We start from the raw sequence: 12,220 nt of genomic DNA on the forward strand, positions 1-12,220 counted from the left end.
TTTGGGTCAATGGGCGGGGCGGATGAAGGTCCCGTTGTTCAGATCCCGCATCGCCTGCTGTATCTCGGCACGGGTGTTCATCACGATCGGCCCATGCCATGCGACGGGCTCTTCAATCGGCGCGCCCGAGATCAGCAGGAAACGCACCCCTTCCTCCCCGGCCTGCACCGTGACCTCATCGCCGGTGCCAAAGCGGATGAGCGTGCGGTCGCCCGACATATCGCGGATGTTCACCTCCTCGCCGCCGACTTCTTTCTCCAGCAGCACGCCCGAAGGGGCGGAGGCATCGGCAAAAGCGCCCGCGCCTTGGAAGACATAGGCAAAGGCCCGGCGGTAGGTGTCGATGCGAAAGGTCTTTTTCACGCCCGCAGGCACGAAGATATCCAGATACTGCGGATCGGCGGCGATGCCATCGACGGGGCCGCGTTTGCCCCAGAACTCGCCCGTGATGATCTTGACCCTTGTGCCGTCATCATCGGTCACCACCGGGATCTCGGCGGATTTCATATCCTGATAGCGCGGCGCGGTCATCTTCTGCGCCGAGGGCAGGTTGCCCCAAAGCTGGAAGCCGTGCATCTGCCCGTTGGCATTCCCGCGCGGCATTTCTTGGTGCAGGATGCCCGATCCGGCGGTCATCCACTGCACGTCGCCCGCGTTCAGATCGCCGGTATTGCCGAGCGAATCCGCATGGGCCACGGTGCCTTCGAGCACATAGGTAATCGTCTCGATCCCGCGGTGCGGGTGCCAAGGGAAGCCTTTCTCGAAGTCGCGCGGATGCTCGTTGCGGAAGTCGTCGAACAGCAGAAAGGGGTCAAGCTCCGACGGGTCGTGGAAGCCGAAAGCGCGGTGCAGTTTCACCCCGGCGCCTTCCATCGTGGGCGTGGCGCGGCGGGTTTCCAATGTGGGTCTGAGGGACATGATGCTCTCCTTTGCAGTTGCTCAGAAGATAGGGGGCAGCGGTCACCTCAACAATTGGCCCCGGCGAACGGAGGCTGTGCAAATTTGCGCAGCTTCAGCAGTTCGGCACATTCACCGCCAACCCGCCGAGAGAGGTTTCCTTGTATTTCTCGCTCATGTCCGCGCCGGTCTGGCGCATGGTCTCAATACAGGCATCGAGCGGCACAAGATGCGTGCCATCGCCGCGCAGCGCCAATGAGGCCGCCGACACCGCCTTGATCGCCCCCAAGCCGTTGCGCTCGATACAAGGCACCTGCACCAGCCCTTTCACCGGGTCGCAGGTCATGCCGAGGTGATGCTCCAGCGCGATTTCGGCGGCGTTTTCGATTTGCTGCGGGGTGCCGCCCATCACGGCGCATAGCCCGGCGGCGGACATGGCGGCGGCGCTGCCGACTTCGGCCTGACAGCCCGCTTCGGCCCCCGAGATTGAGGCGTTGTATTTCACCAGCCCGCCAATCGCGGCGGCGGTGAGCAGGAAGTCTTCGATATGCGCCTCAGACGCGCCGGGGACATGGTCGAGGTAATAGCGCAAGGTCGCAGGCATCACGCCCGCCGCGCCATTGGTCGGCGCGGTGACGACCTGACCGCCTGCAGCGTTTTCCTCGTTCACCGCCATGGCATAGACGCTCATCCAATCGTTGATCGTATGCGGCGCGGACTGGTTCTGCCCGCGCTCGGCCATCAGCGCGTCATAGATGCCCTTGGCTCGGCGTTTTACCTGCAACCCACCGGGCAGGATGCCATCGGTCGTCAGCCCCCGGTCGATGCAGTCGCGCATGACCTGCCACAGCCGTTTCGACCCGGTGCGCAGGTTCTCGGCACCGCCACGCGCCTCTTCATTGGCGCGTTTCATGGCCGCGATGGTTTTGCCGGATTTGGCCGACATCTCAAGCATTTCCGCGGCGGACTTGAAGGGGAAGGGCACCGGCGCGCCCTCATCCGTGTCCTTGCCTGCGGCGAGTTCCTTTTCGGTCATCACGAAGCCGCCGCCGATGGAATAATAGGTCTCGCGTAAGGTCACGTCGCCTTGGGCATCGGTGGCCATCAGCATCATGCCGTTGGCATGGCCCGCAAGCTTGGTGTCATAGTCAAAGATCATGTCGCGCTCAGGGTCGAAGCGCAGTTCGGGCAGACCGTCGACGCTGATGCGGCGGGTCTGTTTGATCTCTTCCAACACCTTTTCGGCGGCATCGGCGTCATAGTCCTCGGGCGTGAACCCGGCGAGGCCGAGGATCGTGGCGCGGTCGGTGGCATGGCCGACGCCGGTGAAGGCGAGGCTGCCGTGCAGCGAGGCGCGCAGCCCGGCGAATTGGAAGGGCGATGCGCGCATCCGGTCAAGGAAACGCCCCGCCGCCACCATCGGCCCCATGGTATGCGAAGACGAGGGGCCGATGCCCACTTTGAACATGTCGAAGACCGAAAGAAACATCAGATGGCGGACCCTTATATGGTTGCGGGTGGCGGGCGCGGTGGAACGGGTATCGCCCAGACCTCTGGCGCATTGCAAGCGACCTAGGCCCGATCCAACCATTTCCCGCCGCCCCGTGGCGCGTCTAAAGCGACAGGCCGTGCGCTCTGCCCGTCCTGTCGCCACGCGGCACCGCCAAAAACCGCCGACTTGCCCCTCGCACCCTATGCCAATTCGCCCTATAACGCGGCAAACGCCTGCAAGGGAGCACCCGATGTCCGGAGACCTATCACCGATCGACAAGGCCAAATTCGTGGCCGCGAAACGGGCGTGCGAATTCGTGGAAGACGGGATGCGCGTGGGGCTTGGCACCGGATCGACGGCGGCGTGGCTGGTGCGCTGTCTGGGCGAGATGGTGCGCGACGATGGGCTGCGGATCAAAGGCGTGCCGACCTCCTCGCGCACCGCGCAACTGGCGCGGGATGTGGGGATCGAGGTGATCTCTCTCGATGAGGCGAAATGGCTCGACCTGACGATTGACGGGGCTGATGAATTCGATGGTGACCTGAACCTCATCAAAGGCGGCGGTGGGGCCCTGCTGCAAGAAAAGATCGTGGCGACGGCCAGCGACCAGATGGTGGTGATCGCCGATATCGGCAAAGAGGTGCATCATCTGGGCGCATTCCCCCTGCCGATCGAGGTGATTCCCTTTGGCTGGCAGACCACGCAGGCGCTGGTCGAAGAGACGCTGATCTCGATGGATGTGCTGGGCCAAAGCTCGACCCTGCGGATGAATGGCGAGGTGCCTTTCATCACCGACGAGGGGAACTATATCCTAGACCTGCGGCTGGGGCGCATCGGCAACGCACGGCAATTGGCGCTGGTGCTGAACCAGATGCCCGGCGTGGTGGAAAACGGCCTGTTTATAGATATCTGTGACGCGGTTGTGATCGGTTACGGGGATGGCAGGGTAGAGGTGCGCGACATAAATGAAGGCACCGTGGCGACCGACCGTTTGGAATTCGTCGAGACCGACAACCTGTTTTCCGACCTGAGCGATTAACGCCGACAAAGCGAGACACGCGCGACCCCGCGCAAGACCGAAATATGCGCGATCCCGCGCAAGACCCAAAACGACTAAGAGAGGCGCCAAATGGCCAAGAATGAATTCGACTACGACCTGTTTGTCATCGGTGGCGGCTCGGGCGGTGTGCGCGCGGCGCGTGTCGCGGCGGGCGAACATGACGCCAAGGTCGGTCTGGCTGAGGAAGACCGCTATGGCGGCACCTGCGTGATCCGGGGCTGCGTGCCCAAAAAGCTGATGGTCTTCGCCTCGGGCTATGCCGATGTGGTGGATGAGGCGAAATGCTTTGGCTGGGATCTTAAGGCCGGGCCCTTCGACTGGCATGACTTCAAAGGCCGTCTGAACACTGAGTTGGACCGCCTCGAAGGTGTCTATCGCAAGCTTCTGAAGAACTCCGGCGTTGACACATTCGACGCCCGCGCGCGGATCAAAGACCCCCATACCGTGGCCCTGTCCGACGGCACCGAGAAGACCGCGAAACACATCCTCATTGCCAGCGGCGGCCGCCCCGTGCGCCCCGAGATCGAGAATGCCGAACTGGGGCTGGTCTCCGACGATCTGTTCCACATTGAAAAGCTGCCCAAGTCGATCCTGATCATCGGCGGCGGCTATATCGCCTGTGAATTCGCCTGTATCCTCAACGGTTTGGGTGTCGAGGTGACGCAATACTACCGCGGCGCGCAGATCCTGCGCGGCTTTGACGACGAAGCCCGCGGCATGGTGGCCGAGATGATGCAGGAAAAGGGGATCGACCTGCATCTTGGCACCAACATTCTGGAGATGACGCCGAGCCACGAAGACGGCAGCGGCCCGATGAAGGTTAAACCCACTAACGGCACCGAGAAGATGTTCGACCAGGTGCTCTTTGCCACAGGCCGCCGCCCCAACAGCGATGACATGGGGCTGGAAGACCTGGGCGTGAAGCTGGGCCGCAGCGGTGAGATCGAAGTGGATGAATACAGCCAGACGGCGGTGCCTTCCGTCTATGCCATCGGCGACGTGACCAACCGCATCAACCTCACCCCGGTGGCGATCCGCGAGGGCATGGCCTTTGTCGAGACCGTCTTTGGCGGCAACCCGACGCCGGTGGATCATGATCTGGTGCCTTCGGCGATCTTCACCCAACCCGAGATGGGCACCGTGGGGCTGAGCGAGGAGGCCGCGCGGGAGGCGGGGCCGATTGAGGTCTATGCGACCTCTTTCAAACCGATGCAGGGCGCTTTTGCGGGCAAGGCCGACCGGGTGCTGATGAAGCTCATCGTCTGCGCCGACACGCGGGTCGTGCTGGGCTGTCATATCGTCGCACCCAACGCGGGCGAATTGATCCAGATGGTCGGCATCGCGGTCAAGATGGGCGCCACGAAAGAGCAGTTCGACGCCACCTGCGCGGTGCACCCGACCATGTCCGAAGAACTGGTGACCATGCGTAATCCGACCCGCACGGCTTGAATATCACGCGAAAGCGTACAATTTTTGGAACGATAGGCCGCATGGGCGGCCCAGAGGGGAACATATCAATGGCAGGAAATTCGCAAGGCCCCTGGGGGGGCGGCGGAGGCGGCAACCGGGGCAACGGCGGAGACCGGGGCAACGGGGGTCGCAACGACGGGCCGCAGGGTCCACGCGGGCAGGGCGGTGACCGCCCGCAGATGCCCGAGATCGACGATCTGGTGCGCAAGGGGCAAGAGCAGCTGCGCGTTCTGATGGGGGGCCGTGGCGGTGACCGGGGCAATGGCACCGGCGGCGGCGGTCGCGGCACTGGTGGGCCGGGCGTGACTCGCTCGACCATCGGCATCGCGCTTTTGGCCGGTGTGGCGCTTTGGGGCTTTGCCAGCTTTTACACCGTGCGGCCTGAACAGCAGTCGATTGAACTGTTTCTGGGCGAATTCTCGGGCATCGGCACCGAGGGTCTGAACTTTGCGCCTTGGCCGCTGGTCACGGCGGAGGTTTTCGACGTCACCACCAACCGCACCGAGGAGCTGGGCGTGCGGCGCGGCGGCGGCGGCAACGAAGGCTTGATGCTGACCACGGACGAGAACATCGTCGACATCGACTTCCAAGTGGTCTGGAACATCAAGAACGCGCGCGACTTCAAATTTTCGCTGCGCGATCCCGAAGCCTCGGTCAGGGCGATCTCGGAATCCGCCATGCGTGAAGTCATTGCGCAATCCGAACTGGCGCCGATCCTCAACCGGGATCGTGGCGCGGTGGCGGATCGGGTGAAGGAGTTGATCCAGAACACCCTCGACAATCGCAATACCGGCATCAACGTGCTGCGTGTCAACGTGAACAAGGTCGACCCGCCCAGCCAGACCGTGCAGGTCACCGATGCCAATGGCAACACCACCACGCAGTCGGTCGTCGATGCTTTCCGCGACGTGCAAGCCGCCGAGCAGGAGCGTGACCGGGTGGAGCGTCAGGCCGACGCCTATGCCAACCGGCGCACTGCCGAGGCGCGCGGTGAATCCGCGCAGCTTCTGGAAGCCGCCGAAGGTTACCGCGCCCGCGTCGTGAACGACGCTGTGGGTGAGGCCAGCCGCTTTGAAGCCGTGTTGGAAGAATACCGCAACGCGCCGGATGTGACGCGCAAACGTCTGTATCTTGAGACCATGGAAAAGGTGCTGGGCGACGTGGATAAAATCATCCTCGAAAACGGCAGCGGCCAAGGTGGGCAGGGCGTCGTTCCCTATCTGCCACTCAATGAATTGCGGCGCGGCGGAGGGTCGAACTGATGCGGAAAACAAGTCTTATCATCCCCATCGTGGTGATCGCCATCGTGGGCATCCTGTCGGCTGTCTTTGTGGTGGACGAGCGCGAGAAGGCGCTGGTGCTGCGTTTTGGCCAGATCAAACAGGTCCGCAACGAGCCGGGCATTGGGTTCAAAGTCCCGCTTTTGGATGAGGTCGTGCGCTACGAAGACCGCATCCTGTCGCTGGAAACCCCGGTGATCGAAGTCACCCCCGCCGATGACCGTCGTCTTGAGATCGACGCCTTCGTGCTCTACCGCATCGACGATATGGTGCAGTACCGGCAAGCTTTGGGTGCGGGCGGCGAACGTCAGGCTGAAAGCGAGATGGGCGGCATCATGGAAAGCCAAATCCGTGCCGTGCTTGGTTCGCAGGGCGTGACATCCAACACCATCCTGTCGCCCGAACGGGCCGACCTGATGGAGCAGATCCGTGTTCGCGCCGACGCCCGCGCGCAGGCGCTTGGCCTCAAGGTGGTGGACGTGCGTCTGCGTCAGACAAACCTGCCCGAGCAGAACTTCGACGCGACCCTGCAACGGATGATCGCCGAGCGTGAGCGTGAAGCGACCGACGAACGCGCCCGTGGCCGCGAAGCCGCGCAGCGTGTCATCGCCCTTGCCGATCGTACCTACGAAGAGATCCTCTCGGAGGCCCGTCGTGACGCGCGGATCATTGAAGGCGAGGCGGACGCTCAGCGGAACAACATCTTCGCGCAGGCCTATGGCAAGGATCAGGAATTCTTTGAGTTCTACCGCTCGCTTAGCGCCTATGAGCAGGCTTTGCAGGGGCAGAACTCCACCATGGTGATGTCGCCTGACAGTGAGTTCTTTAACTATCTGCGTTCGGATCGCAGCGCCACTACCTCGGTCGATGCGGTTGCACCACCGCAGACCCCTGCCGCTGATGCGCCCGCGGCTGAGCCTGCGCCGGAGGCAGATAACGCCGCCGCGGTAGAGGATACGCAGGAGGAGGCCGCCCCCGCGGCCCCCGCCACGCCAGCCCCCGCCGCACCGGAGGCTGAGACAGATCTGCCAGCGGCGCTGGAAGAATGACGCTGGTTCTACTGGCTCTAGGGTCGGTTCTGATTTTCGAGGGGCTGGTGTACGCACTGGCCCCTTCGTTTTTGGAACAGATGCTCGAAATGCTCCGCCGCATCCCAGAGGCCGCGCTGCGCCAGCTTGGCGCGCTGGCGGTGGTGGCCGGGTTGATCTTGGTTTGGCTCGCCTTTCAACTGGGGTTGTGACGCCGAGCAGGCGGGGTGAAACGGCGTCCGTTTTGCCCACGACCTCGCAGGCCGGGGTCGCAAATCGTCACACTCCCACCCGTTGAAATGCCCGTGATCGGCCCCATCTTTGCTGTTGCAGCGCGTCCTTTCGGAATGCACTCTGCCCACGTTGGCAACAACAGGAACAATCAGGAGACGATGAATGCAGGCCAATGCGGTTTCCCTGTCCACAACAGCACAACACACCCAATGGATGCGAGCGATGGCGATGGGGGTGATGGCGCTGACCCTCCTGATCCTGCAAGCCAGCATGGCGCTGGCCAAACCCGAAAGCCTCGCCCCGCTGGCCGAAAAAATTAGCCCCTCGGTGGTCAATATCACCACCTCTACCACGGTTGAGGGCCGCACCGGGCCGCAGGGCATCGTGCCCGAAGGTTCGCCCTTCGAAGACTTCTTTCGTGAGTTTCAGGACCGTAACAATGGCGAAGGCAACCGGCCCCGCCGCTCCTCGGCCCTTGGCTCGGGTTTTGTGATTTCCGAAGACGGCTATGTGGTGACCAACAACCACGTCATCGAAAGCGCGGATGAGATCACCATCGAATTCTTCTCGGGTGAGGAATTGGTTGCCGAGGTCATCGGCACCGACCCCAAGACCGACATCGCGCTTTTGAAGGTCGAAGCGGACGCGCCGCTGCCCTTCGTCTCTTTCGGTGACAGCAACGCCGCGCGGGTGGGTGACTGGGTGATTGCCATGGGCAACCCGCTCGGACAGGGCTTCTCGGTTTCAGCTGGCATCGTGTCGGCCCGCAACCGGGCGCTGTCGGGCACCTATGATGATTACATTCAGACCGACGCCGCGATCAACCGGGGCAATTCCGGCGGGCCGCTGTTCAACATGGATGGCGAGGTGATCGGCGTGAACACCGCGATCCTGTCGCCCAACGGCGGCTCCATCGGGATCGGCTTTTCGATGGCGTCGAATGTCGTCACCCGCGTAATTGACCAACTGCAGGAATATGGCGAGACCCGCCGCGGCTGGCTGGGCGTGCGCATTCAAGACGTGACCGATGACGTGGCCGATGCCATGGGCCTCAAGAAAGCCGTCGGCGCCCTGATCACCGATGTGCCCGAGGGGCCTGCGCGTGAAGCGGGGCTGAAAACCGGCGACGTGATCAAATCCTTCGATGGTGTCGAAGTGGTCGATACCCGTGGTCTCGTCCGTCAGGTGGGCAACAGCCCCGTGGGCGCGACGGTGCGCGTGACCGTGCTGCGTGACGGCAAGACCCAGACCATCAAGGTCGTACTTGGCCGCCGCGAAGAGGCTGATGGTACGGTTCCTGCCGGTATGGATGACAACGCCGATGAGGGGGCCGAGGCCGAGCCGCAGTCGACCATGCTGATGGGCCTGACCCTGATGCCGCTGACAGACGAGCTGCGCGCGGAGCTTGGGGCCGATGACGATATGACCGGCCTTGCCGTGACGGATGTGGATCAAACATCGGAGGCCTTCGAGAAGGGCCTGCGCATGGGCGATATCATCACCGAGGCCGGGCAGGAGCAGGTGTCGAGCATTGCCGATCTCGAAGCTCGGATCGCCGCGGCGAAAGAGGCGGGCCGCCGCTCTCTGCTGCTGTTGGTCCGCCGCGGAGGCGACCCACGCTTCGTGGCGCTGTCATTGGCGGAGTGATCTGCCGGAACGGTTCGGAAAGGGCGCCTGCGGGCGCCCTTTTTCGTTCCGGGCTCAGCCCTCTTGCCGGGGCACTGCGACCAGCCCGAGCGCCCGGGCGGTGGTCAGCGACAAGACCTCGCTGTTCGGCCCCTCTTGGGCCTGATAGCGGCGGACGGCTGTCCGAGTTGCCCTGTCCATCTCGCCGGAGATCGGCCCCGCGTAGAACCCGCGCGCCTCTAGCGCCCGTTGCAGAGTGCTGTTGAACTCGGGCGTCAGCACATCGGGGCAGGGCGTTTCGAACCAGTTGTCGACACGCGCGCGCACAATCTCTTGCCGGGTCTCTGTCTTGTAGACGGGCGGTTTGGCGATGCTGCCATCGGGGTTCATCTTGGCCGGGGTCACTTCGACCTGTTCGGTCACCGTCTCGATCACCGCAGGGCTGACCGTGCGGCCCCAGCAGCTCCCTTCCGGCGCGCCTGCGGGGCCGTTGCGGGTGGCCTCTAGTACCCCCGGCTCAGGGCGGGGCGTGGCCGGTGCCGTCGTCTCGCAGCCCGCCAAGGCCGCGACGGCCAGCAGCAAAGCGGCGCAGCGCCGCGCGGTTCTGGGGGGGAGGGGCTGTGTCATGCCGGTCTCTCGGGCTCGCCTGTTGTTCGCGGGCAGACTAGCCGGATGCGTGGGCCTTGCCCACCGCAATGTCGGGCGCGCCGTGACCTCGCGAAAAGGGGGCTGGAACCGGCTGCAATAGCCCGTTAAACAAGGCCGAACTTTTAGGACGAAAGGGCATCATCATGGCCAAAATCACCTATGTCGAACACTCCGGCACCGAACATGTGGTCGAGGTGGCCAATGGTCTCACCGTCATGGAAGGCGCACGGGACAATAACATTCCCGGCATCGAAGCCGACTGTGGCGGGGCCTGCGCCTGCTCCACCTGCCATGTCTATGTCGATCCGGCCTGGGCCGAGAAACTGCCGCCGATGGACGACATGGAAGAAGACATGCTCGACTTCGCCTTTGAGCCCGATCCCGCGCGGTCGCGTCTGACCTGCCAGATCAAGGTCACCGATGCGCTGGACGGTCTGCGCGTGCAGATGCCGGAAAAGCAAATCTGATGCGGGCGATCGGCGCGGCACTGCTGGCGCTGATTGCAACAGGTGCGGCGGCGGAGACGATCACCGCCGCGCATTACATCGCGCCCACCGGGCGCTACGCCCATGGCATTCTTGGCGACGCGCTGGAATGGGGCGGCTTGCAGGTCTCTCTGACAGACGGCGGTGCGCGGCGCTTCCATCTGCCGCGCGACCATGTTTTCGAGGATATCGCCCCCCGGCTCGTGGATGTGACCGGCGATGGCGCGCCCGAGGTTCTGGTGGTCGAGACCGACGTGAATCGTGGCGCGGCGCTGGCGATCTACGGCCCCGGGGGCAAGATCACCGAGACCCCGCATATCGGCCAAAGCAACCGGTGGCTCGCCCCCATAGGTGCCGCCGATCTGGATGGCGATGGCGCGATTGAGAGCGCCTATGTCGACCGGCCGCATCTGGCGCGGGTGCTGCGGGTCTGGCGCTTTGCCGATGGGCATCTTAGCGAAGTCGCGCAAATGACGGGGCTGACCAATCATCGCATCGGAGAGCGGCATATCTCAGGCGGTCTGCGCGATTGTGGGGCAGGGCCGGAGATGGTGCTGGCGGATGCCGATTGGCAGCATGTGGTAGGGGTGCGCATGTCAGACGGACAGCTTGCACGCCGCGATATCGGGCCCTTCGCGGGGGCCGAGAGCTTTGCCAAGGCGCTGGTCTGTGAATGAGGGGCGGCTGCGGCTTTGATAGAGCCGCCATCCGTCAGTTCAGCGCGCGCCAGCCGATGTCGCGGCGGCAGAACCCTTCGGGCCAATCGATTCCATCGACCATCGCATAGGCACGCTCTTGCGCCTCGGCCAGCGTGGCCCCGCGCGCGGTGACGTTCAGCACGCGCCCGCCATTGGCCAAGATCGCCCCGTCCTGCGCCTTGGTGCCCGCGTGGAACACCATATTCGCGCTGTCCTCTGGGAGGGCGGAGAGGCCCTTGATCTCACTGCCCTTTTCATAGTCACCGGGGTAGCCTTTGGCGGCCATCACCACGGTCAGCGCGTGATCTTCGGCCCAGGTCACCTGCATATCGGCCAGCGTGCCCTTAGCGCAGGCCTGCATCAGGTCGAACGCCTGCGCGCCGAGGCGCATCATCAGCACCTGACACTCCGGGTCGCCGAAACGGACATTGTATTCCACCAGCCGCGGCTTGCCGTCCTTGATCATCAGGCCAGCGTAGAGCACGCCCTGATAGGGCATTCCGCGCTTGGCCATCTCGGCCATACAGGGGCGGATGATCTGATCCAGCGCGCGTTCGGCGATCTCGTCGCTCAGCACCGGGGCGGGGGAATAGGCGCCCATGCCGCCGGTGTTGGGGCCGCTGTCGCCTTCGCCGATCCGCTTGTGGTCTTGGGCCGTGCCGATGGGCAGCACCGTCTCCCCGTCGCAAAGCACGAAGAAAGACGCCTCTTCGCCTTCCATGAACTCTTCGATCACGACCTCGGCACCCGCCTCGCCAAAGGCACCGTCGAACATCTCATCCACGGCGGCCAGCGCTTCGGCGTCACTCATGGCGATGATGACACCCTTGCCCGCCGCCAGACCGTCGGCCTTGATCACAATCGGCGCGCCTTGCTTTTCGACATAGGCGCGGGCGCTGGCGGCATCGGTGAAATGGCCATAGCCCGCCGTGGGTGCCGCGCAGGCGTCGCAGATTTCCTTGGTGAAGGCTTTGGAAGCTTCCAGTGCCGCCGCTGCTTTGGAGGGGCCAAAGACATCGAAACCCGCCGCGCGCAGATCGTCGCCCACTCCTGCGGCAAGGGGCGCTTCGGGGCCGATGATGACGAAATCGATGTTATTGCCCTCGCAGAAGGCCACAACCGCCGCGCCATCCATGATGTCGAGCTTGGCGCATTGCGCGATGGCCGCGATCCCCGCATTGCCCGGTGCCACGATCAGCTTGTCGCATTTGGGGTTCTGCATGACCGCCCAAGCAAGTGAATGTTCGCGGCCACCGCTGCCGAGGATCAGGATATTCATGCCGCGCACTCCCTTGGACTTCG

General features: G+C 63.8%; 12 protein-coding genes. 8 read left to right on the forward strand and 4 right to left on the reverse strand.

Annotated elements, in window-relative coordinates; genetic code table 11:
* Window positions 1-6 precede the first annotated feature (6 nt).
* A complete protein-coding gene (locus ACGYK9_RS13345; RefSeq protein ID WP_394411960.1) occupies window positions 7-918 on the reverse strand; it encodes a pirin family protein in 912 nt (303 codons plus the stop codon).
* Window positions 919-1,012: 94 nt separating this feature from the next.
* Window positions 1,013-2,386: an L-serine ammonia-lyase gene (locus ACGYK9_RS13350; protein WP_394411963.1), complete on the reverse strand. Its 1,374-nt coding sequence runs from the start codon at window positions 2,384-2,386 to the stop codon at window positions 1,013-1,015.
* Window positions 2,387-2,639: 253 nt separating this feature from the next.
* On the opposite strand from ACGYK9_RS13350, the gene rpiA reads away from it, so the two are divergent.
* The 6 genes from rpiA to ACGYK9_RS13380 all read left to right on the forward strand — a co-directional run bounded on the left by rpiA (window position 2,640) and on the right by ACGYK9_RS13380 (window position 9,108).
* Window positions 2,640-3,428 carry a ribose-5-phosphate isomerase RpiA gene (gene rpiA / locus ACGYK9_RS13355; RefSeq protein ID WP_067266197.1) on the forward strand — a complete coding sequence of 263 codons (789 nt, stop codon included), beginning with the start codon at window positions 2,640-2,642 and terminating at the stop codon, window positions 3,426-3,428.
* A gap of 90 nt (window positions 3,429-3,518) precedes the next feature.
* Entirely contained in the window at window positions 3,519-4,898 is a 1,380-nt protein-coding gene (gene gorA, locus ACGYK9_RS13360) for a glutathione-disulfide reductase (RefSeq protein ID WP_394411966.1), read from the forward strand.
* A gap of 68 nt (window positions 4,899-4,966) precedes the next feature.
* The gene (gene hflK / locus ACGYK9_RS13365) at window positions 4,967-6,181 is read left to right on the forward strand and encodes an FtsH protease activity modulator HflK (protein ID WP_271693330.1); all 1,215 of its coding nucleotides are present in this window, start codon (window positions 4,967-4,969) and stop codon (window positions 6,179-6,181) included.
* On the forward strand, window positions 6,181-7,248 hold the full coding sequence (gene hflC / locus ACGYK9_RS13370; RefSeq protein ID WP_394411970.1) for a protease modulator HflC: 1,068 nt from the start codon (window positions 6,181-6,183) through the stop codon (window positions 7,246-7,248). The genes hflK and hflC overlap by 1 nt, the downstream gene beginning before the upstream one ends.
* A complete protein-coding gene (locus ACGYK9_RS13375; RefSeq protein WP_067266191.1) occupies window positions 7,245-7,439 on the forward strand; it encodes a DUF2065 domain-containing protein in 195 nt (64 codons plus the stop codon). The genes hflC and ACGYK9_RS13375 overlap by 4 nt, the downstream gene beginning before the upstream one ends.
* A 235-nt stretch (window positions 7,440-7,674) precedes the next feature.
* Window positions 7,675-9,108: a Do family serine endopeptidase gene (locus ACGYK9_RS13380; RefSeq protein ID WP_394412271.1), complete on the forward strand. Its 1,434-nt coding sequence runs from the start codon at window positions 7,675-7,677 to the stop codon at window positions 9,106-9,108.
* Between the two features lie 54 nt (window positions 9,109-9,162).
* On the opposite strand, the gene ACGYK9_RS13385 is transcribed toward ACGYK9_RS13380, so the two are convergent.
* Window positions 9,163-9,714: a peptidoglycan-binding protein gene (locus tag ACGYK9_RS13385; RefSeq protein ID WP_394411973.1), complete on the reverse strand. Its 552-nt coding sequence runs from the start codon at window positions 9,712-9,714 to the stop codon at window positions 9,163-9,165.
* Between the two features lie 164 nt (window positions 9,715-9,878).
* Here ACGYK9_RS13385 and ACGYK9_RS13390 point away from each other — a divergent pair, with 164 nt between their 5' ends.
* Window positions 9,879-10,202 carry a 2Fe-2S iron-sulfur cluster-binding protein gene (locus ACGYK9_RS13390; RefSeq protein WP_067266186.1) on the forward strand — a complete coding sequence of 108 codons (324 nt, stop codon included), beginning with the start codon at window positions 9,879-9,881 and terminating at the stop codon, window positions 10,200-10,202.
* Complete coding sequence (locus tag ACGYK9_RS13395; protein WP_394411976.1) at window positions 10,202-10,897, forward strand: FG-GAP repeat domain-containing protein; 696 nt, start codon at window positions 10,202-10,204, stop codon at window positions 10,895-10,897. The genes ACGYK9_RS13390 and ACGYK9_RS13395 overlap by 1 nt, the downstream gene beginning before the upstream one ends.
* A gap of 34 nt (window positions 10,898-10,931) precedes the next feature.
* Here the strand turns inward: ACGYK9_RS13395 and purD are convergent, their stop codons facing one another.
* Window positions 10,932-12,197, reverse strand: a complete 1,266-nt coding sequence (purD, locus tag ACGYK9_RS13400; RefSeq protein ID WP_394411979.1) for a phosphoribosylamine--glycine ligase — start codon at window positions 12,195-12,197, stop codon at window positions 10,932-10,934.
* Between the last annotated feature and the right edge of the window lie 23 nt (window positions 12,198-12,220).

The sequence above is a fragment of the Sulfitobacter sp. 1A15258 genome (assembly GCF_043557045.1).
GTDB classification, from domain to species: Bacteria; Pseudomonadota; Alphaproteobacteria; order Rhodobacterales; family Rhodobacteraceae; genus Sulfitobacter; species Sulfitobacter faviae.